The 20,632-nt window shown below is 68.7% G+C and carries 14 protein-coding genes and 3 pseudogenes; 13 read left to right on the top strand and 4 right to left on the bottom strand.

Translation table 11 applies throughout. The features are described 5' to 3' along the window. Positions 1-95: 95 nt before the first annotated feature. Positions 96-1,310 (bottom strand): annotated as a pseudogene (locus AB0F68_RS24215) (IS30 family transposase); the annotation flags it as partial. A 43-nt stretch (positions 1,311-1,353) separates the two neighbouring features. On the opposite strand from AB0F68_RS24215, the pseudogene AB0F68_RS24210 reads away from it, so the two are divergent. Continuing rightward, positions 1,354-1,667, top strand: a pseudogene (locus AB0F68_RS24210) (integrase core domain-containing protein); the annotation flags it as partial. 38 nt (positions 1,668-1,705) lie between these two features. Beyond that, positions 1,706-2,164, top strand: coding sequence for an IclR family transcriptional regulator C-terminal domain-containing protein (locus tag AB0F68_RS24205; RefSeq protein WP_357341974.1), 459 nt, complete (start codon positions 1,706-1,708; stop codon positions 2,162-2,164). A gap of 371 nt (positions 2,165-2,535) precedes the next feature. Here the strand turns inward: AB0F68_RS24205 and AB0F68_RS24200 are convergent, their stop codons facing one another. The 3 genes and pseudogenes from AB0F68_RS24200 to AB0F68_RS24190 all read right to left on the bottom strand — a co-directional run. Next, the gene (locus tag AB0F68_RS24200; RefSeq protein WP_357341972.1) at positions 2,536-3,294 is read right to left on the bottom strand and encodes a FadR/GntR family transcriptional regulator; all 759 of its coding nucleotides are present in this window, start codon (positions 3,292-3,294) and stop codon (positions 2,536-2,538) included. A 708-nt stretch (positions 3,295-4,002) separates the two neighbouring features. Next, positions 4,003-5,304, bottom strand: a complete 1,302-nt coding sequence (locus AB0F68_RS24195) for an MFS transporter (RefSeq protein ID WP_357341970.1) — start codon at positions 5,302-5,304, stop codon at positions 4,003-4,005. Positions 5,305-5,481: 177 nt separating this feature from the next. Then, a pseudogene (locus AB0F68_RS24190) lies at positions 5,482-6,213 on the bottom strand (2,3-bisphosphoglycerate-dependent phosphoglycerate mutase); the annotation flags it as partial. Positions 6,214-6,420: 207 nt separating this feature from the next. Here AB0F68_RS24190 and AB0F68_RS24185 point away from each other — a divergent pair. The 11 genes from AB0F68_RS24185 (at position 6,421) to AB0F68_RS24135 (ending at position 20,623) form a co-directional block, all read left to right on the top strand. Further along, positions 6,421-7,440, top strand: a complete 1,020-nt coding sequence (locus tag AB0F68_RS24185) for a hypothetical protein (RefSeq protein ID WP_357341968.1) — start codon at positions 6,421-6,423, stop codon at positions 7,438-7,440. A gap of 42 nt (positions 7,441-7,482) precedes the next feature. Further along, positions 7,483-8,868, top strand: a complete 1,386-nt coding sequence (locus AB0F68_RS24180) for an MmgE/PrpD family protein (RefSeq protein ID WP_357341966.1) — start codon at positions 7,483-7,485, stop codon at positions 8,866-8,868. Between the two features lie 4 nt (positions 8,869-8,872). After that, complete coding sequence (locus AB0F68_RS24175) at positions 8,873-9,598, top strand: aspartate/glutamate racemase family protein (protein ID WP_357341961.1); 726 nt, start codon at positions 8,873-8,875, stop codon at positions 9,596-9,598. Between the two features lie 112 nt (positions 9,599-9,710). Beyond that, a complete protein-coding gene (locus tag AB0F68_RS24170) occupies positions 9,711-10,763 on the top strand; it encodes an enolase C-terminal domain-like protein (protein WP_357341959.1) in 1,053 nt (350 codons plus the stop codon). 55 nt (positions 10,764-10,818) lie between these two features. Further along, a complete protein-coding gene (locus tag AB0F68_RS24165) occupies positions 10,819-11,904 on the top strand; it encodes an extracellular solute-binding protein (RefSeq protein ID WP_357341958.1) in 1,086 nt (361 codons plus the stop codon). Positions 11,905-12,131: 227 nt separating this feature from the next. Beyond that, on the top strand, positions 12,132-13,796 hold the full coding sequence (locus tag AB0F68_RS24160) for an iron ABC transporter permease (protein WP_357341956.1): 1,665 nt from the start codon (positions 12,132-12,134) through the stop codon (positions 13,794-13,796). Between the two features lie 86 nt (positions 13,797-13,882). Beyond that, positions 13,883-15,238: an MmgE/PrpD family protein gene (locus tag AB0F68_RS24155; protein ID WP_357341954.1), complete on the top strand. Its 1,356-nt coding sequence runs from the start codon at positions 13,883-13,885 to the stop codon at positions 15,236-15,238. Between the two features lie 521 nt (positions 15,239-15,759). Beyond that, entirely contained in the window at positions 15,760-16,890 is a 1,131-nt protein-coding gene (locus AB0F68_RS24150) for a thiolase family protein (protein WP_357341952.1), read from the top strand. Between the two features lie 22 nt (positions 16,891-16,912). Further along, entirely contained in the window at positions 16,913-17,353 is a 441-nt protein-coding gene (locus AB0F68_RS24145) for an OB-fold domain-containing protein (RefSeq protein WP_322440875.1), read from the top strand. A gap of 47 nt (positions 17,354-17,400) precedes the next feature. Beyond that, positions 17,401-18,444, top strand: a complete 1,044-nt coding sequence (locus AB0F68_RS24140) for an enolase C-terminal domain-like protein (protein ID WP_357341949.1) — start codon at positions 17,401-17,403, stop codon at positions 18,442-18,444. A gap of 31 nt (positions 18,445-18,475) precedes the next feature. Next, positions 18,476-20,623 carry an acetate--CoA ligase family protein gene (locus AB0F68_RS24135; RefSeq protein ID WP_357341947.1) on the top strand — a complete coding sequence of 716 codons (2,148 nt, stop codon included), beginning with the start codon at positions 18,476-18,478 and terminating at the stop codon, positions 20,621-20,623. The last annotated feature ends 9 nt before the right edge of the window (positions 20,624-20,632 follow it).

The raw sequence follows: 20,632 nt of genomic DNA, 5'->3' as shown, positions 1-20,632 counted from the left end.
GTCCTCTTTCATCGCCTCCGACATGCCAGGCCGACCCATTCGCGCCACAAGTCACCCATCTACCAGCACCGTTGCATTGACCACCTGAATCTAAGGTTGGTGTTTTCGTTGGTCCCCCGCTGCCAGGGGCTATGTGGGTCGCAGAAGTAGATGTCCAGACCCGTGTCCAGGCGCAGTTGGACGTGCTGGGCCATCTCAGCTCCTTGGTCCCAGGTCAGTGAGCGTCGTAGCTGATCGGGCAGAGTGCTGATCTGCTCCGTGATCGCGTCGCGGACCGCTTCGGCGCCATGCCCGGCCAGTGGCGGACCGTTCTTCACGACAGGTTGCTGGCCGTGTCCTTCCATCCGAGGCAGGTGCAGCAGCATCGTGAACCGGGTGCTGCGCTCGACCAGCGTGCCGATCGCGGACCGCTCAAGTCCGATGATCAGGTCGCCTTCCCAGTGCCCAGGCACCGCCCGGTCGGCGGCCTCTGCCGGCCGTTGGCTAATCATCACCTCGGGGCTGAGGAAGTGCTTGCCGCGGTTGCGGGTGCGGGCCTGCGGCGCTCGTAACGCCCGGCCGGTGCGCAAGCATGCAGTCAGCTCACGGCGCAACGCACCGCGGCCCTGGATATAAAGCGATTGGTAGATCGCCTCGTGCGAAATTCGCATCGACTCATCATCCGGGAAATCCACCCGCAGCCGTCGGCTGATCTGCTCCGGGCTCCAGGCCGTGCCCCACCGCCGATCCGCGCGGCGCCCATGCCGCCGGCCCTTCCACGGCACATTCGGACCCGGAATCGGCCGGCCCTCGCCATCGGTGACCGTGCCGGCGAGCCGGTCCTGCACGTAGTCGTGCAACCGCTGGTTCACCGCCAGTTTGGCGGGTTTCGGACGACGGCCACGGCGTTCGGCATGCCACTGCGCGGCCACAGCACGGTAATCAAGACTGCCGCCGCGAGACGCGGCGTTGCGGCGCAACTCGCGCGAGATCGTCGACGGGTCACGGCCCACCGCCCGAGCGATTTCCCGCACGCCCTTGCCCTGCGCTCTGAGCAGCGCGATCTCCTCACGGTCGGCGAACGACATATACCGGCCCGACACCGGGGCCAGCGACAAAGGCGGCATACCGCCACCCTGACGAAACCAGCGGCCGCCCACCGGCTGCGACACACCACACGCGGCCGCGGCCTCTTCGCTCGACAGGCCCTCAGCGATGCGCCGCCAGAACTGCCGCCGCACCTCCCGATGCTCGTTCACGCCCGGCCGACCCGGCGACCGCATCGCCGGGCGACCCGTCATCGCCGTCACCCAACCCGCAGGTCTTCCCATGCCACACCCCTTGATCGAGGTGTTGCGACGACCACTTGAATCCGCCCAGTACACGTCGATCGCGTTCACCGAACGCCTCGCCGCCGCCGGCGTCGACCCGTCCGTCGGAACCGTCGGCGACGCGTATGACAACGCACTCGCCGAGTCCACGATCGGCCTGTTCAAGACTGAGCTGATCAAACCCCGTGCGCCGTGGCGGACCTGCGACCAGGTCGAAATCGCCACCCTCGAGTACGTCGACGGTACAACCATCGCCGTCTCCACAGCGGCGCCGCGGACCTCCCACCAGCCGCCTTCGAAGCCCTCTACGATCCCACCGAACACCAGCTGGCCCAGCCGGAACCCCAACCCATCTAGCCGCCATCAAACCCGGGGCGGTTCACTGCTCGGCGTCGGTGCTGGACGGCGACGAGGTGGTCTACATCGCCCGCGTACCCACGAAACGAATTATGACGGTGGGGATCAGCGTCGGTACCCGCTTCCCGGCCTACGCCACCTCGATGGGACGGGTGCTGCTTGCCGCGCAGCCTGCCGGATGGCTGGACGACTACCTCGCCAAGGCCGAGCTGAAGCCGCTGACCCGGCGCACCATCACCGATTCGATGAAGCTGCGGGCCGTCCTCACCAAGATCGCCTCGCAGGGGTACGCGATCGTCGACCAGGAGCTGGAGGAGGGGCAACGGTCGGTGGCCGCACCGATCCACGGCGAGAACGGTTCGGTGATCGCGGCGGTCAACGTCTCGGCGCACGCCAGCCGCGGGTCCTCTGAGGTGATCCGCAAGGAGCTGCTGCCGCCGCTGCTGGCGGCTGCGAAGCGGATCGAGGAGGACCTGCGGGGCGGACTGAGCCGGTAAGACCTCGGGTCGCCCCGACGAAGGACGCCCCCCAGGGCCGCCTGCGTCGACCAGCTGGGGCGAATGGATCATCGGCTCGAGTCCGTGGCGGGCTCGATGCCTCCGTCACGGTTCGGGGGCACCTCGATCGCTGCCACCTCGGGCGCACGCGTCGTCCGTTCACGATGAAAGTCGTCGTGATCACCGTCCCGAGGGCACGGCCAGCCCGTGCTTTCCGGGAGGACGATGACGCGGTCAAGGATGGCTACGAGACGCCCCACAGACCAACCGTTAAGACGCATGTGCTGCCTCCTGACCGGGACTGGCAACGGCACCACCTTCATAGATGATCGTCGGGCGGCGCGTCAACGGGCAGCGGGCAACTCCGTCCGTCAGGCTTGCGCGGCCTCGGAGGGCTCACTGACCCTGTCAGCGGTGCGTTGCAGATGCTCGCGCATGATCGACCGGGCCCACTCGACGTCGCGGGCGGCGATCGCGTCGACGAACGCGCTGTGCTCCTCGGAGCCGCGGTGACCCATGAGCGGCTCCACCACCTGTGCCTTCAGCAGTGACATGAGCAACGGGCCGTGGAACGACTGCACGAGCATCTCGATGGCCGGGTTGTGCGTGCACGCCGCCACCCGGATGTGGAAGTCGGCCGACATGGACATGACGTACTCACCACGGTCGAGGGCTGCCTGTTGGCTGCGAACCATGTCGCGTAGTGCCGCGATGTCCTCCTCCGTGGCGCGTTCGACGACCAGCGAAACGATGCCGAGTTCGAAGACCTGTCGTGCCTCGGTGACCTGGGCCGCGGTGAGCGGGGAGAGGTGGAGCAGGTCGGCGAGACCCGCGCCGATCTGCTGGGACGTCGGCGACGTCACGAACGCGCCGCCGCGCGCGCCGACGCGGATGTCGATCAGACCGCCGGCCTCCAGGACGCGAAGCGCCTCTCGCACAGTCACTCGGCTGACCCCGAACCGCTCGCACAGCTCTCGCTCACTGGGCAGCCGGTCCCCGGGCTTTAGCCGGCCCTGCCGCAGCAGCAGCTTCACCTGATCGACGATGGCCTGCGACACGCGGTTGAGCGACACTGCCTTGAACATGTCGACCTCGCCGGTGCCGGCATGCTCGGTCTTTCCGGATGTCATGAGGCTCGTCCCTCGCATTCGATGGCCGTCTGTTCCTCGGTCCTAGGGCCTGACGGAAATAATGTCATACCACTCACCAACCTCTGCGACCGCTCGTGTATGCCTCGCTACCCGATGCCCGTTGTGGGCGACTTTCGCCCGCCCGGTACGTGGCCCGGATCCGGTGGATCAGAGGCTTCCGCTGAAAGTGCCAATGGTATGATGGTTTGCACTCCGACGCCCTGGTGGGGTGCCCCACGCTCCTCCTCCCGGGCGTGGTCGTGCCCGCCGTCGCAGATAGCCGGTTCTGGCGAGTGGTCGGAAGGCCGAGAGGAAGACGAGATGCTCATACCAGAGCTCAACGAGCTTGACGCAGACCGGTCCTGGGACGCCGATGGGTGAGATGTTTCGGCAGTACTGGATCCCGGCCCTTCTCGCCGAGGAACTGCCTTCGAGCATCTGTTCGCCTTCCGCGACAGCGACGCCGCTACGGCCTGATGGACGGATTCTGTGCGCACCGCGGCTGTTCGTCGGCGCGCGCCGGAACGCCGAGGACGGCAACTACTACTGGAGCATCACGCCGTGGATCATGCCGAGCTTCACGATGGTCCCCCGTGTGGCGACCACCCGGTACATGGCCACTTCTGGGTCCCGATCGACGATGAGAACTGCTGGGTCTACACCCTCGCCTACCACCCGGTCCACGCGCTGAGCCCGGCGGAGCGAAGGCTAGGTTGAGCCGGGTTTAAGGGTCGACGCGGTTGGTTCCTCTGATGCGGACCTGCACGCCATCCGCCAGGAGAGGGCGTCCATCATGTCGTCGCGGCGGGCCAGCAGGAGGAACACACCGCCGACCAGGGTGGCGAGACCGCCAAAGCCCAAGGCGTAGCGGGCGCCCAGCCACTGTCCGATGTAGCCGACAGCCGGCGCGCCGACGACGGTGGTGCCCTGCCAGCCGATCGACCACAGGGCCATGATCCGGCCGCGCATCTGCTCGATGGAGTCGGTCTGCAGCAGCGTCTTGGTGACCGAGTTGAACGTCACCGCGCCGGCACCGACGAGGCCCAGCAGCGGGTAGGCGATCGCGAGGTTCGGAGCGGCCGCGGCAGCCAGGATGACCACGCCCCACACGGCCGCCGAGACGGCGACGGTCCAGATGTTGACCGTACGGCGGCGGGCGGAGAGCAGGCCGCCGAGGATTGAGCCGGTGGCGAGGCTGGTGAACGCCCAGCCGTAGGCGCGGGAGTCACCCTGGAACGTCGTCGAGGTGAACAGCGGCAGGGTGACCTGGAACTCCCACGTGAAGGCACCGCTGACGGCGACCAGGATCAGTGGCGTGCGCAGGTGCGGCGTGCGCCGGACGTAGTCGAGTCCGGCCCGGATCTGCCGCTTCGCGCGGATCTCGGGCGCTGACACGATCAGCTCGGACACCCGTAGCAGGCGCAGGCCCGCGATGACGGCGATGTAGGTGGCCGCGTTGATGAGAAAGCACGCACCGACACCGAACGTGGCGATCAGCAGGCCGGCGGCCCCGGGGCCGACTACCCGGGCCGCGTTTACGAGGATCGAGTTGAGGGCGATGCCGTTGGCCAGGCGGTCCCGACCGACCAGCGTGTTGATGATCGTCTGCCGGGTGGGAGTGTCCACGATATCGACGACGCCGACGGCCAGGATCAGCGCGGTCAGCGACCAGACCGCAATCGTGTGGGTGAGGGTCAGCACCCCGAGCGTGGCCGCGATCAGGAGCTCGGCGGCGGCGGTGATCTGCAGCAGGCGTCGCTTGTCCCAGCGGTCGGCGACGAGCCCGCCCCAGGCGCCGAGCAGGAGCAGGGGAGCGTACCGGCAGGCCGTGATGAGCCCCAACGCGCCGCCGCTGTGGGTCAGGTTGAGCACGACCCAGCCCACGGCGATGTTCTGCATCCAGTTTCCGGCGACGGAGATGCTCTGCCCCGCCATGAACACCCGGAAGTTGCGTACCCGCAACGACGAGAACATGCCGGAGCGCGCCCGCCGCAGCGGTTGGTCGCTCACGCGAGCGGGAAGCGGGATCGGGTCATCGGCATGCGCCTCCAGGTCTCGTCCCTTGCAGGGAGTTCTGGTACGGCCCTGGGCCTGACCGGCGCGCAGGCTGGTCTATTGGACCAACCAAACATAAGGTATGCCGTCACGGGGCGGCAAATTCGGTCTACTTGTGGACGCCTCGCGGAGGCCCTGGTTCGCGACCCGCTCGATGGCGACCCGCGCCCGGTCAGGGTCGAGGTACGTGGCCGGACGGGTGGGCCGTAGGCCGGTCGGGTCGAGGTCGTAACACAGGGGGATACCCGTCGGCACGTTGAGCGCGACGACGGCCTCATCGTCGATCGCGTCCATGTGCTTGATCAGCGCGCGGAGCGAGTTGCCGTGCGCGACGACCAGGACCAGGCGACCGGCCCGAAGGTCCGGCACGATGTGCTGGTGCCAGTACGGCAGGAGCCGCTCGAGTACGTCACGCAGCGACTCGCCCCGCCAGAGCGAGGTGGGCACGTCCGCGTAGTCCCCGCCGAGGTCCGGGTGTCCGGCATCGCCGTCCGGGGCGGGCGGCCGGGCGTCGAAGGACCGCCGCCAGCGGGTGAACCGTTCCTCGCCGAACTGCTCGTGGACGTCGACCCGGTTGCGACCCTGCAGCGCGCCGTAATGCCGTTCGTTGAGCCGCCAGGACGCCCGGACCGGCACGTCGCCCGCGCCGGCCGCGTCGAGAGCGATCTGCGCGGTGCGGTGGGTCCGCCGCAGCAGGGAGGTGTGGGCGACGTCGGGCCGCAGCCCGTTGGCCACCAACAGCTCACCGGCCCGACGAGCTTCCCGCGCGCCAGCCGGTGATAGGTCGACGTCGATCCAACCGGTGAAGCGGTTCTGCTGGTTCCATCCGCTCTCGCCGTGGCGCAGGAGGACAAGAGTGGCCATCAGCCGTCCGCGCGGCCGCGGCTCGCGCCCCCGTCCGAGCGGGCGGGCCCACCCGGTTCCGTGCTCATCTCGTCGCTCACGCTGCTCCCAGCGTCCTAGGGCTGCCACCGTCGGTGGCATCCGCCGTCCTGCCACTCGGAGCAGGCGGCCGGTCATCGCAGGGACAAATGGTAGTACTGTTTGTAGGTCTAGCCAAAATCCGTCTACGTGGAACGTGGCGAGCGCGCCTGGTCGAACTGCCCGAAGTTCCCGGAGAAGTGCGAACAATACCTTCTGTGCGATTCCCGTCGACGCGCTCCTGACCTGCGCCGGTGCCCGCCTCGGCGCTCGCGCGTGCGCCCGGCGGGCGGTGATTCCGAACGATCCCGCTGCTCCGCGATCTATTTACGCGATGGTCAGACCGTTATACAGTTCGAACTCGCCGGGCAGACTCGCCGGCTGAGTGCGCTGGAGGTACTGATGGCCCAACGTGTCGGCGCTGAGTTCGGCTGGCGGGCGCTCGTGGGATGGATCCACTCGTACGGCATGCTCCACTCGACCCCGCTCGATCTCTACCGGATCGTTCCCGACGGCTACGGCTTCCTGTTCACGACGCTCGGCAAGAAGGACCAGTCGGCCGAGGAGACCGACGCGGCGCTCGGGCGGCTGCTGGAGACCGCGCAGCTGCTCGCGGCCAACGGGGCGGAGTTCTTCTGTATCAACAGTTCCCCGATGGTCACGCATGGCGGCCCCGGGGCGGACCTGCGCCTGATCGCGTCCATCCGCGAGGCCACCGGCCGCCCGGGCACCACCACGACCACGGCGGCCATGCGAGCCATGCGGGCCATGGGGATCACGAAGATCGCCATGTGCAGTCCGTACCAGGCGCGCAATGCCAAGCTCATTGCGTTCCTGGAGGTGAACGGCTTCGAGGTCGTCGGTTCCTACGGCATGACGGAGGAGCTGACCCGCATCCACCGCCTGCCGGGCGAGGTCGCGTACCGCGTCGGGCGCGAGGCGTTCCGCGCCGCGCCCGGCGCCCAGGCGCTGTACATGGCTGGCGGCCGGCTGCGCGCCATCGACGTGATAGAGGAGCTGGAGACGGACCTGAAGGTCCCGGTGATCGCCAGCACCCCGGCCATCGTCTGGGAGGTGCTGCACTACTTCGGCACCACCACACCGATCGATGGCTTCGGGCGGCTGCTGTCCGAGTTCCCGGCGCTCGCTGCGGGGGACCGCCAGCTCTGACGCGGCATCGGCCGCCCGCGACCGACTACAGAGGAGTGCGCTGTGCCATCGGTTCTCGAACGACTGGCGGATGTCGTTGCCGGCGTCTCGCCCGAGCAGCTGCCCGACGAGGTCCTGCACGAGGCCGGCCGGCGGCTGCTCGACGCCATCGGATGCATGCTCGGCGGGTCGGCGGCCGGACCTGTGCGAGCCGCCTTCGACGCGGTGGGTACGGCCACCGGTCCGGCCACCCTGGTCGGCGACGGCCGCCGCGCCTCCGTCGCCGACGCCGCGCTCGCCAACAGTACGGCTCTGCGCTACCTGGACTATATGGACGGACACCCCGGGCCGTACCCGTGCCACCCGTCGCTTCTCGTCCCGGCCGTGCTGGCGGCGGCCGAGTCCCGCGGGGCCAGCGGCCGCCAGCTCGCCCTCGCGATAGCGTTGGGCTACGAGGTCGACATCCGGATGCAGCTCGGTTCCGGCGACCCCGACATCACCGCACATGGGTGGAGCGGAAGCACGAACCTGGCCATGGCGGTGCCGTCAGCGGTGGCGGGGATCTTCGGACTGTCCCGCGACGAGCTCGTCCACGCCCTGGCCATCGCCACCGTCCACGGACCCACGCTCGATGCGAGTGGCCGGGGCCAGATGGCGGCGAGCAAGTCCTGTGTGGATGGAATGGTGGCGCAGTCGGCGGTCACGGCGACCCTCCTCGCCCGGCACGGCATGCGTGGCAAGGTGACGGCGTTCGAAGGTGAGGACGGTTTCCTCAACGGCGTCGCCCGGCGGTTCGACGAGGAGGTACTCCTCGGGCCGATCGACCACTTCCGGATCCTCGACGCCTACACCAAGCAGTACAACGCGGTGAAGTGCGCGCAGTCGGCGGTCGGTTCCGTGGTCGCGTTGCGCGAGAGTGTGGCCGGCCGGTGGGACGAGGTGGACCGGATCACGCTGCAGCTCGCCGAACGCGACTGGCGCAACCAGTCGGACGACGTGGAGGCCCGCCGCCGACCGGGCAACCGCGACACGGCGAACCACAGCGTCGTCTACTGCCTCGCCACGGCGGCCATCGAGGGCCAGCTGCAGGCCGAGCAGTTCGGCCCGGACCGGCTCGCCGATCCCCGCATCCACGCGCTCATCGACCGTACGGTCATCGCGCCGGACCCGGAGCTCACCTCGTACTGGCCGAAGGCGAACCCGGCCTCCGTGGAGATCCGCCTGCGCTCCGGCGAGACGTTCACGCACACGACCATCTACTTTCCCGGTCATCCGCGCAATCCCATCAGCGACGAGGACCTCGAGGCGAAGTTCCGGTCGCTCGCGACGCCGGTGGTGGGCGCCGAGCGCGCCGGCGCGATCGTCGAGCAGGTGCGGCGGCTGCCGGAGCTGACCGAGGTCACGGGTCTGCTTGCCTTGTTGTCAGCGGGTTCTGGTGTGGAGGCTTGATTCGATGCGCGTGCTGCTGATCATGAACGGATCCCGAGCCCGGTACGCGGGGGGCGCGGACGAGGCACGGTTGCGCGTCTGGCAGCCGTACTGTGCGCCGGGAACACAGCTCGAGATCGGGTATCTGCCCGATGAGGACAGCAGTGGCGGAGTCGCGCGCAACTACGAGTTCGGCGCGGCCGACGCGGCGATTAAGCAGGCCGTGCTGTACCCCGAGCGCTGTGCGCAGGCCGAGCAGGAGGGGTACGACGCGGTCATCATGCACTGCTGCTCGGATCCCGGGCTGGAACGGGCCCGCGCCCGGGTCTCGATTCCGGTGATCGGGCCGGGCGAGGCGACGTTGCGGGCCGGCGCGATGCTCGGCCGCGCGATCGGGATGACGGTGCCCAGCGACAAGTCGGTGAAGCACCATCGCGAACAGGTCACCGAGCTCGGGCTCGACGACCGGTTGCTCGGCGTCGAACCCATCAACCGTCCGATCGGCGCATACGCCGGACAGGATCCGCGGGCGATGACGGATGCGCTGGTCGCGGCGGCGCAGCGGCTGGTCGACCGCGGTGCCGATGTCATCTGCCCGACCGGGCTCGCGTTCATCCCGGTCCGGGTCGCGGCGGCCGAGGTCGCTCGTCGGGTCGGGGTTCCGGTGTTGGACCCGGCTCTGCTCGCCGTACGCGCGACGGAGGCACTGGTCGCTTCGGTAGCCCCGGTCCGGACTCCTCGGCGCGGCTGAGACCCAAAGCGCCATCTGGTTCTCCCGCGCGAAACACTCTTGACCCTTCATGATAATGGTCATACGGTTATACCTAGCTCACCGAGCATTTAATGCTGACTGGGAGGCGATCGTGCGGATCGACGCAGTACGCGTGCAGGTGCGGACGATGCAGCGGGTGGACCCGCAATGGCGCACGTCGTCGTACAAGGCCTCAGAAGTGAGCGGTGTGTACTTCGCGGTCGAGGCCGGAGGCCAGGTCGGCGTCGGCGCCTCCGCAGCCCATCCGCGCCGGCTCACCATCGAGGAACTGACCAACCAGCTCAACGACGTCGCCGCTGCCCTGACCCACCAGCCGCTCGAGCAGGCCCGGCGCATCCTCGCCGGCCGGCCGTTGGCCGGGCGCGCGTCCATCGCGGTCGACCTCGCCCTGCACGACCTCGTCGGGCGGCTCGCCGGGCTGCCGGCCGAGACGTTGTGGGGCGGGCCGGTCCGTGACCGGATCAACCTCGTCCGGATGGTCGGCATCAAGGAACCGGAACTCCTCGTCGACGCCGTACGTCCGCTGTACGACACCGGCGTACGGGCCTTCAAGCTCAAGGTGGGCGACGGGGTCGAGCGTGACATCGACCGCGTACGCCGGGTCCGCCAGGAGTTCGGCGAGTCGTTGACGCTGATGATTGACGCGAACGGCGCGTACGACCGCGAGAACGCGCTGGCGCTCTGCCAGGGCCTCGGCGAGCTGGACGTCCATTGCGTCGAACAACCGCTGCCGTACCGCGACATGGCGGGGATGGCCGAACTGCGGGCCAAGTCTCCCGTCCGGCTCATGGCCGACCAGATGGTCGAGAGCGCGGACGACGTGGTGCGGGTCGCCCACGCCGGCGGCGCCGACATCGTGTCCTTGAAACTCACCAAGATGGGCAGCGTCGACGAGTGTGTTCGCGTCGCCCATGTCTGTGCCGCCACGGGGCTCGGCGTCCACCTCGGTGGCTGCGCCGCGCCCGGGATCGTCGACAGCGCGTTGACCCGTCTCGCGTTGTCGACCCCCGATATCGACATCTTCGCCGAGGTCGGCGAATCGTCAGCACTGGTCGATGACCAGGTGCTCGGAGTTGTATACACCGCCGAGTACGCCACCAGCGACGGAAACCCAGGGCTCGGCGGCATCCCACCGGTCCTCTGATCAGCCTCCGCGTGTGGGTCGCGCCGCCCTTACTCAGCACTGATGTGAGGAACTGATGACTAATCCCGATAGCCCAGGACACACAACAAAGCGGTGGCGGCTCGCCGCGCTGCTGTCGGTCGCCGGTGTCTGCCTGTTGGTCACGGCGTGCGGCGGCTCGACGCCGGCATCGACGACTCCCGCAGAGAACTTCAACGGCAAGACCGTCGACCAACTCTACGAGGGAGCCAAGAAGGAAGGCACGCTCGTCCTCTACGCCGCCGACTCCGGCAAGGACCTCATCCCGGGCTTCGAGAAGCAGTACCCCGGAGTCAAGGTCCAGTACTTCCAGCAGCAGGGCGAGCAGTCGGCGTCGAAGGCGGCGGCGGAAGCCCGCGCCGGTGTATACAACGTCGACGTCATCGACACCGAGCAGAACACGAGCTACTCGCTGTCGCAGACCGGTCTGCTCGCGCAGTACAGCCCGCCTGCCGGCGCCGATGTCGACGCCAAGTACAAGACCCCGTACTTCACCGGCTACCGCGTGCAGCTGAAGCCGATCGCGTACAACACCAAGCTGGTCGCGGCGGCCGACGTACCCAAGGGCCTCACCGACCTGACCGACCCGAAGTGGGCGAACAAGATCTGCGCCGAGCCCAGCGAGGTGTCGGTCTTCGCCGACATGGTGCAGGAGCTCGGCCAGGACCAGACCGAGCAGTACTGGAAGACGCTGACATCGCACGGCCTGCGGTTCGTCAGCGGCCAGACCAACCTGGTCCAGTCCGTCCTCAGCGGCGACTGCGCGGTGGCCGTCTCGGCCAACCTGCACACCGTCGCCAAAAACGCCGCGAAGGGCGCGCCGATCGGCTGGGTGAAGACCGATCCGCTGTACGGCAACTACGGCGCCGCCTGCGTCGCGGCCAAGGCCCCGCACCCGTACGCGGCCCGGCTGTGGGCGAACTACGTGCTCTCGCCGGTGGGCCAGCAGGTCGTCGTCGACGCCTACCGCGTGCCGTCGAACCACTCGGTGGCGGCGAAGGAGCCCGAGTTGGCGGACAACAAGTACAACACCGTCGTGGCCGGCGACGAGGTGATGAAGAACTTCTCGAAGTACAACACGCTCTACTACACCACCACCGGTCGGCCCGTCACCGGCGGCTGATCCTCGGTCGCAACCGCGGGGTCGGGGGGCTCTCCCGGCTCCGCGGACCGGCATGAGCCAAGGGCGCGGTCTGGTCAGTCGTGCTTTTGGTCCGTCGGGTTCCCGTCACTCGCGAAGGTTGGAGCATGATGATCGTGGGAACAACTGTAGAGGACCGTGCCGACCCCGCTTCGCCCGAAGTCGACGGCCGCCCGGACGGCGGTCACGGCCGCCGGCTCCGACTCCCGGTGAAGTTCGACATCAGTTGGCTCGTACCGCTGGCGATCGTGGTCCTGGTCGGATACCTCACGGTCGTACCGATCGCCATGATGATCCGCGACAGCCTCCGGGACGCGAACGGAGCGTTCGGACTCGACAACTACAAGCTTATCCTCACCAGCCACACGTCCTGGTCCCTCATTGGGCAGTCGGTGGTGTTCGCGCTCGGCGCGGCCCTGTTCGGGACGGCGGTCGGTGCCGTCCTGGCCTGGCTGGTCGAACGCACCAACATTCCCGGCCGCCGCATCTTCTACGCCGCCGCCCTGGTGCCGCTCATCATCCCGGGATCGCTGTCGACGTTCGCGTGGGTGCTGCTGCTCAGCCCGAACGTCGGCTGGATCAACGTGGTCATCAAGGACATCACCGGCCTCGACAAGGGACCGCTGAACGTCTACAGCATGCCGGGCATGATGTTCGTCGAGGGCCTGCACCTGAGCTCGTTGGCCTTCCTGCTCATCGCGGCCGCGCTGCGGTCGATGGATCCGTCGCTCGAGGAGGCGGCGTCGTCCTCGGGCGCCCGGGTACTGACCACTGCCCGCCGCATCACCATGCCGCTGCTGCTGCCGGCTCTGGCCTCGACCCTTCTGCTCGGCCTCGTGCGGGCCATCGAAGGGTTCGAGGTGCCGGCCATGCTGGGCCAGCCCGCGCACATCTACGTCCTCACCAGCCAGATCTACCTGGCGCTCAACACGTTCCCGATCAACCTCGGCGTGGTCGGCACGTATTCGACCCTGCTGTTCATCGTCGGCGCGGTCGGCGTGATCCTCTACCTGCGGCTGCTCGCCCGCGGGGGCTACAGCACGGTGACCGGCAAGGGGTTCCGCCCGCGCGTCATCGACCTCGGCCGGTACCGGTACGTGGCGTTCGTCTTCGCTCTGTTCTACGTCACGCTGCTGTGCCTCCTGCCGGCCGTGATCATGATCTGGTCGTCCCTCCTGCCGTTCTACGCGGCACCCAGCGGCGAGGCGATGCACCTGTTGACACTGTCGAACTACCGCACGTTGTTCTCCGACCCCATCGCGTTGCAGTCGGCGCGCAACAGCCTGATCCTCGGACTCAGCGCGGCGACCATCGTGGTCCTGCTGAGTGCGGTGTCGTCGTGGATCACCGCCCGTACCCGGATCAAGGGCCGGCAGCTGCTGGACGTGGCCGCGTTCCTGCCCATCGCGATTCCCGGGCTGGTGCTCGGCGTCGCGATGATCGACCTCTACGCGGCGTCGCCTCTGCACATCTACGGCACCATCTTCGTACTCATCATCGCCTTCGTGATCCGCTTCCTGCCTTACGGCATGCGGGCCAGCTCGGCCAGCATCGTGCAGCTCCACACCGAGCTGGAGGAGGCGGCCATGGTGTCCGGTGCCAGCTGGCTGCAGCGGTTCCGGCGGGTCGTCCTGCCGTTACTACGGCCCGGACTGTTCGCGGCCTGGATCTACGTCTTCATCGTCTCCACCCGTGAGATGTCCTCGGCCATCATCCTGTCCAGCCAACAGAACATCCCGTTGGCCGTCCTGATCTACAACCTCTACACGAACGGCAACTACACCACGCTGTCCGCGCTCGGCGTCTGCATGATTCTCGGACTTTCCCTGCTGGTCGCCCTGTTCCAGCGACTCGGTGGCCGCCCGACGGCCTGACCGGCGACGGCATAGCCGTGGCGACGGACGGCCGTCACCCGGCGGACCAGTCAGGCGGGCCACCGCCCACTCGGCAAAGGACAAACATGACTGACGCACCTGCCGCGACCCGACAGCTGGCGGAGTACGCGGCCACCGTCACCGCGGACGACATTCCGGTCGAGGTCACCGAGGCGGCCAAGCTGGTGGTGCTCGACACCGTGGGTGTGGCGATGGCCGCGGTCGACTTTCCCATCGGCCGGATCCTCACCGACTATGCGGCCGCGATGGGCGGCGCACCCACGGCCCGGGTGCTCGGTACCGACCTGGCGACGTCGCCCCAGCTCGCCGCTCAGATCAACGGCACGCTTGCCCACGGCCTCGACTACGACGACCACGGACACCTCAGCACGCACGTCCTGCCGGCGGCGCTGGCGGTCGGGGAGTCCCTGGGCTCGTCCGGCGCCGACCTTCTCACCGCGTACGTGGTCGGGCGCGAATGCGGGTACCGCCTGTCGTCCGTCATCGAGGCCAAACGCAAGCAGAAGCAGGGGCCGACCTACCGGGGCTGGTACCGCGTCGGCGTGGTCGGACCGGTGGCGGCCGCGGTCGCGGCGAGCCGGATGCTGGGGCTCGACCCTGAACGGACCCGTCACGCCATCGGCATCGCGAGCTCCAGCTCGGCCGGGCTGCGCCGCAACCTCGGCACGATGACGAAGGCCCTGCACGCGGGCAACGGCGCGTCCGCCGGGGTCACCGCGGCGATGCTGGCCGCGCGTGGCTTCACCGCCGACGCGGAAGCCATCGAAGGCCCGCTGGGGCTCGTGAACGCGATCTGCCTGCCCGGCGAGGCCGAGTGGGCCCCGCTCGCCCGCCTCGGCGCGCCGTACGAGCTGTCGCAGAAGCTGGGGGTCAAGTACTTCCCGGCCTGCAGCCCGAGCCACAAGCCGTTGGTGGCGATGCTGAAGTTGCGCCGCGACCACGCCATCGACCCTGCCCGAGTGGCGTCGATCGAGGCGGATCTGCACGAGTTCTCGCTCCGGCGGCTCGACCCTACTGAGGCGATCGCGACTGGGTACAGCCTGCCGTACCTGCTCGCCATCGCGTTGGTCGACGGCCGGGTCGGGCCCGACCAGGTGAACGGGGACCGGCTGCACGACCCAGTCGTCCGGCAGCTGATGGCGAAGGTCGTCGCCGATCCCGACGCGGCCCCGGCGGGTGCGCCGGAACGGGTGACGATCCGCCTTGACGACGGCACGGTGCTCACCGCCGAGTGCGGGTGCAAGCCGGACCTCAGCGAACCCGGAGAGATCGCCGCGAAGTTCGACGACTGCGCCGGGCGGCGGTTGGACCTGCACGGCGTCACGCAACTCAAGGAGGCCATCCTGGACCTGGGCGCGGTAGCCGACGTCCGGGACCTGACGGCCATGACAACAGGGAAGGCCGGGTCGGGTCCATGTTGATCATGGACCCGGCGGGCATCGACCTGTCCGGCGGGCAGCAGCAGCACCTGGTGCTGGCCCGCGCCCTGGTGACGGAACCGCCCCTGCTGCTGCGATGCACGCCCGCGTCATGGCGGTGCACGGCTTCGTCTTCCTGGGCACAACGATCGGGATGCCCATCGCCGGGTGGATCTGCGACGTCGCCGGGCCACGTGCCGGCATGGCGACCGCCGCCGTCTCCGCGCTAGCGGTCGCGGCGCCGCTGCCCGGGCTGCGGCAGGTGCCTATCTCGGATGTGGCACTGGACACGCAGCCCCCCGCCCTAATAGGTTAATGGCCAAACCATTCACACGATCCGGATCCGGGGACGCGCAGCGCGGACGTCCTGCGCGCGGCGGCGCACCGGCCCCGGCCCGAGGGCTGCTTCGCGTGGACGGTCCAGCATTCCGAGCCTCCAACTGAAGAATCCTGAGGAGAACTGAATGTCAACACGCAACAGGATCGCTGTGGTCGGATTGGCTGAGGTCCATCCGCCACAGGGGATGAGCCAGCGCATGATGGCGAGCGAGGCGACGCGCCTGGCCGTCGAGGATGCCGGTCTGAAGATCAGCGACATCGACGGTGCGATCGACCTGCGGCGCACCGGTGGCGGTGGCGACCGCGCCAGCTACAGCGACACCTTCACCCGGTTCCTCGGAATGCAGGCGCAGTTCTACTTCACGATCGGCCGTGGTGGCGCGCTCGCCGGCCTGGCGACGGCTGCCGCGACCGGCTTCCTGGACCGCGGCCTGGCCAACTACGTGGTCTGCGTCGGCGCCGTCGACGACTGGTCGAAGGCCGAGCAGACCAAGAAGCAGGGCCACCGCGGCATGCAGCACGCGGAGAAGGAGGGCTACTGGGGCAAGCCGCTCGGTGACCTCCGGGCCGCGAGCCATCACAGCTGGATGGCCGCCCGCCACATGGCCCAGTACGGCACCACCAGCGAACAGCTCGGCGCAATCTCCGTCGCCCAGCGCACGTGGGCCTGCCTCAACCCCGACGCCAAGATGTACGGCCGCCCGATCACCATCGAGGACCACCAGAACTCCCCGTGGGTCGTCGAGCCCTACCACCGCCTCGACTGCAGCCTGATCTCCGACGGCGCGATCGCGTTCATCCTCACCACCGAGGAGCGCGCCAAGGATCTCAAGCAGCAGCCGATTTGGGTCTCCGGTCAGGGCTTTGGTGAGATCGCCGCGTCGTACTGGTGGGAGAAGAAGAACCTCACCCACATGGCGGTCGCTCCCGCCAAGGAGAAGGCCTTCGCGCAGGCCGGCATCACCCTGAACGACATCGACGTCGCGCAGCTCTACGACTGCTTCACCGGCGAGGTGCTCCTGCAGCTGGAGGACTACGGCTGGGCGGAGAAGGGCCAGGGCGGCAAGTACGTCGAGTCCGGCGCCACCGCGCCCGGCGGCCACGGCATCCCGGTGAACACCGGTGGCGGCCTGCTCTCGAACTGGCACCTCGGCGACCTCGTCGGCTACGCCGAGGCCGTCCAGCAGCTGCGCGGCACCGCGGGCGACCGCCAGGTCAAGGACGCCAAGGTCGCCCTGACCACGGGGCACGGCGGCGAGCTCGTCTCGCCGAGCATGTGCTCGATTCACACCAGCACGATCCTGACGGTGGACTGACATGACGAACGAAGGCGTAACGGTGACCGAACCCAAGAAGTGGAACAAGCCGCGCCCGAACATCGACGCCGACAGCGCCGAGTTCTGGGAGGGCCTCAAGCGCCACGAGCTGCTGCTGTGGACCTGTGAGGAGTGCGGCGCGGCGTATTGGCCGAAGTGCTACTGCCGCAATCACGAGAACAAGCCGTTCGCAGCGAACCTGTCCTGGAAGCCGTCCAGCGGGTACGGCCGGATCTTCGCAATGAACCGGCACGAGTACGCGTTCCACGCCGGCTTCAAGGAGGACGTGCCCTACTTCTACGCCCTCGTCGAGCTTGACGAGGGCCCGGTGATCAGCTCCACGATCATCGGCGAGCAGCCAACCGACCCAATCAAGGACATCGGCCGCCGCGTGAAGATCGCCTTCGAGGACCACCCCGAAGAGGGCTTCACCCTGCCCCGCTTCGAACTGGTCGCCGAGTAACCGTGACCTCGACGGAGCAGGTTACGGCGGCCATTCGGGACGTCCGCGTGAGCCGGGTCGTCATGCCCAAGGACGACCCGACCTGGCGGTTCGCGCTGGGCGCCCGCGCCGAGTCCGTCGGCATCCTGCTGGAAATGCAGGATGCCGACGGGCAGATCGGGCTCGGGTACGCCTCCGAGGTCCCGCACCTGGGCTACAACATCGACGTCATGGAGGCCGTGGTCCGCTCGCAGGTCCCGGCGATCCTCGCCGCCGGCCCGCTGGACCGGCGCAGCCTGGTCGGTTCGCCATGGAAGCAGCAGCTGCCGGCGCCCGTCCGCTCGCTGCTGGACATGGCGTGGCACGACCTGGTCGGCAAGATCGTCGGCGTCCCGCTGTACCGGCTGCTCGGCGGCGCGGAGAACGTCAGCCTGCGGGTCAACCGCATCCTGGCGCTTAAGACCCCGGACGAGATGGCCGCGGTCGCCGCCGGCCTGGCCGCCGAGGGCTACGACCACTTCAAGATCAAGGTCGAGAACAGGCCGCAGTCGCTGGACATCGCCCGCGTCGCCGCGATCCGCGAGGCGGTGGGCGACAAGGCCGTCATGACCGTCGACGCCAACCAGAGCTACACCGCCAAGGAGGCGGTGACGTTCGGGCAGGCAATCCACAAGTACGGCGTGCAGGTCTTCGAACAGCCAGTCCCGCAGCGCGACATCGACGGGCTGCGCTGGGTGCGCGAGCGCTCCGATCTGACCATCGAGGCCGACGAGGCCGCCGACTCGCTCGAGGCGGTCGTCGCGATGCTGCGGAAGGACGCGGTCGACGCGGTCTCGCTGAAGCTGTCCAAGCTCGGCGGCATCGACTCGCTGCTGCTGGCCGCCAACCTCTGCGCGGCCCACGGCATCCCCTCGCGCATCGGCGCGCACGTCGGCAGCCGGATCATGAACGCCGCCGCCCTGCACGCCGCCGCCGCGCTGCCGCACCTCGAACCGTTCGCCGAACTCGGCGAGTTCGCCCGCCTCCAGAACGACTGCGCCACCGGGCTCGAGGTGGTCGACGGCGGGATCACTGTTCCGACCGCCCCCGGGCTCGGCGTCAGTCTCGTCTGAGTACCGACCGCCCCAACCGAACAGGACGACCATGGCATCCCCGACCGCGACCGAAACTCCCGCCGCCCGACCGCTGGACCCGATGGCGCTGCTCAACGTGAGCAGTGCCGCGGTGGTCGGAGCCTCGCCCGGCAAGCACTACTCCACCAGCGTGATCGCCAACCTGCTGCAGTTCGGCCTGCCGGCCGAAAAGGTCATGCCAATCAACCCGAAGTACGACGAGATCGACGGACTGCGCTGCCACGCGAGCCTCGCCGACCTTCCCGGACGGCCCTCGCTCGTCGTGTCCCTGGTCGGGGTGGAGCGCGTCGACGCCGTCCTCGATGACGCCATCGAGGCTCAGGTGCCCGCGATGCTGGTCATCGCCGACGGGTACTCCGAGATGGGTGCTGAGGGCACCGCCCGGCAGGCGCGCCTGGCCGATAAGGCGGCCCGCCACGGGGTGACCCTGCTTGGGCCGAACAGCCTCGGCTACGTCGCCCCCTCCCGCGGCGTGGCGGCGTGGGTCGGCGGCCGGGTCCCCGAGCGCCTGACGGCGGGCCGGGTCTCGCTGGCGTTCCAGTCCAGCGGCATGCTCAACCTGGTCCTGAACCAGGTCGCCCACCGTAGGATCGGCCTGGCGGCCGCGGTCTCGGTCGGCAACGAGGCCGTCATGGACCTGGCCGACTTCATCCGCGCCTTCGCCGACGACGCCGAGACCGACGTCCTCGGCATCGTCCTGGAAAGCACGACCCGGCCGCGGGCGCTGGCCCAGGCGCTGTTGCACGCCAACCAGGCCGGCAAGACCGTCGTCGTGCTCAGTATCGGCAAGTCCGAGCGGGGCATGAAGAACGTCTCCTCACACGCCGGCCGCATGGCCACGTCGGGCCGGGTGTGGTCCGCGCTATTCCGTCAGGTCGGCGCACTGGTCGTCGACGACCTCACCGACTTCATGGAGACCGTCGCCCTCAGCGCTGGCCTGTCGGCAGAGGCTCGTGGCGGTGGGCTCGCGCTGGCCACCATCTCCGGCGGCGACTGCGGGCTGCTCAGCGACATGGCCGAGAACCTCGACCTCGAGCTCGGCGACGTCACGCCCCAGACCCAGGCGATCCTGGACGAGCAGCTGTCTCGGACGAACATCCTGGCCAACCCGCTCGACGTCCGGAACACGCGGACGTCCGCGCCGGAGGTGTTCTGGGCGAGCCTGGCGGCCCTGGCCGCCGACCCGAACATCGCGACCGTCGCGCTGCGGCTCAACCTCGCCCTCGCACCGACCAAGCAGCACGAGGAGATGTACACCCGGGTAGCCGAGCACATCCGCGCCAACGGCGCCGAATGTGTCTTCACCTCCCGCGTGACGGAGACGTCCTCGGAACGCTGGTTCGATCTGTTCGCCGAGCTCGGGACGCCGTTCCTCACCAGCTACGACGGCGCGATCAAGGCGTTCGCCAACCTGCAGCACCACCGCCGCGACGCTCACTACATCAACGAGGACGGCGCCTTCACGGCGCTGCCCGAGGTGGTGGCCGAGATGCCCGAGGGGCAGCCGCTGTCCTGGCAGCAGACCATGGACTGGGTCGGCCGCACCGGGATGCCCTTCACCAGGACGGTCCAGGCCATGAGCGTCGCCGAGGCGGTCGAGGCGACCGCGACGATGACGTTCCCCTTGGTCGCGAAGGGCATCGTCCCAGGCGTTGTCCACAAGAGCGACCTGAAGCTGGTCGAGCTCAACATCGCCGACGTCGAGGACCTCGAGGCTCGCGTGACCGCGCTGTTCGAGCGCATGGCCGGCCTGGCGGTGACCGACGAGGTCGTCGTCGAGATCCAGGAGATGGCCGGCGGCGGTGCCGAGTTCTTCCTCGGCATGCACTCGGACCCGATCCTCGGCCGGATCATGTCCTTCGGCCTGGGCGGCATCTTCCTGGAATTGCTGCACGACGTCGCCTACGCCGTACCGCCGGTGTCCGCCGCGCAGGCGACGGCGCTGCTGCAGACGCTGCGCGGCTGGGACGTTCTGCAGGGCGCCCGGGGGCAGGAGCCGCGGGATGTCGCAGCGCTCGCCGACGTCATCGCGACCGTGTCCGCGGCCGTCGCCGGCCCCGATTCGACCGTCTCGAGCTTCGACTTCAACCCCGTCCTGGTGATGCCCGCCGGCAGCGGCGTCGTCGCCGTAGACGCGTACGTCGAGGGCACCAAGTAACCCGCTATT

Origin of the sequence: Micromonospora sp. NPDC023966 (genome assembly GCF_040639095.1) — a bacterium.
GTDB lineage: Bacteria > Actinomycetota > Actinomycetes > Mycobacteriales > Micromonosporaceae > Micromonospora.
This window is presented reverse-complemented; position numbering and strand designations above follow the sequence as displayed.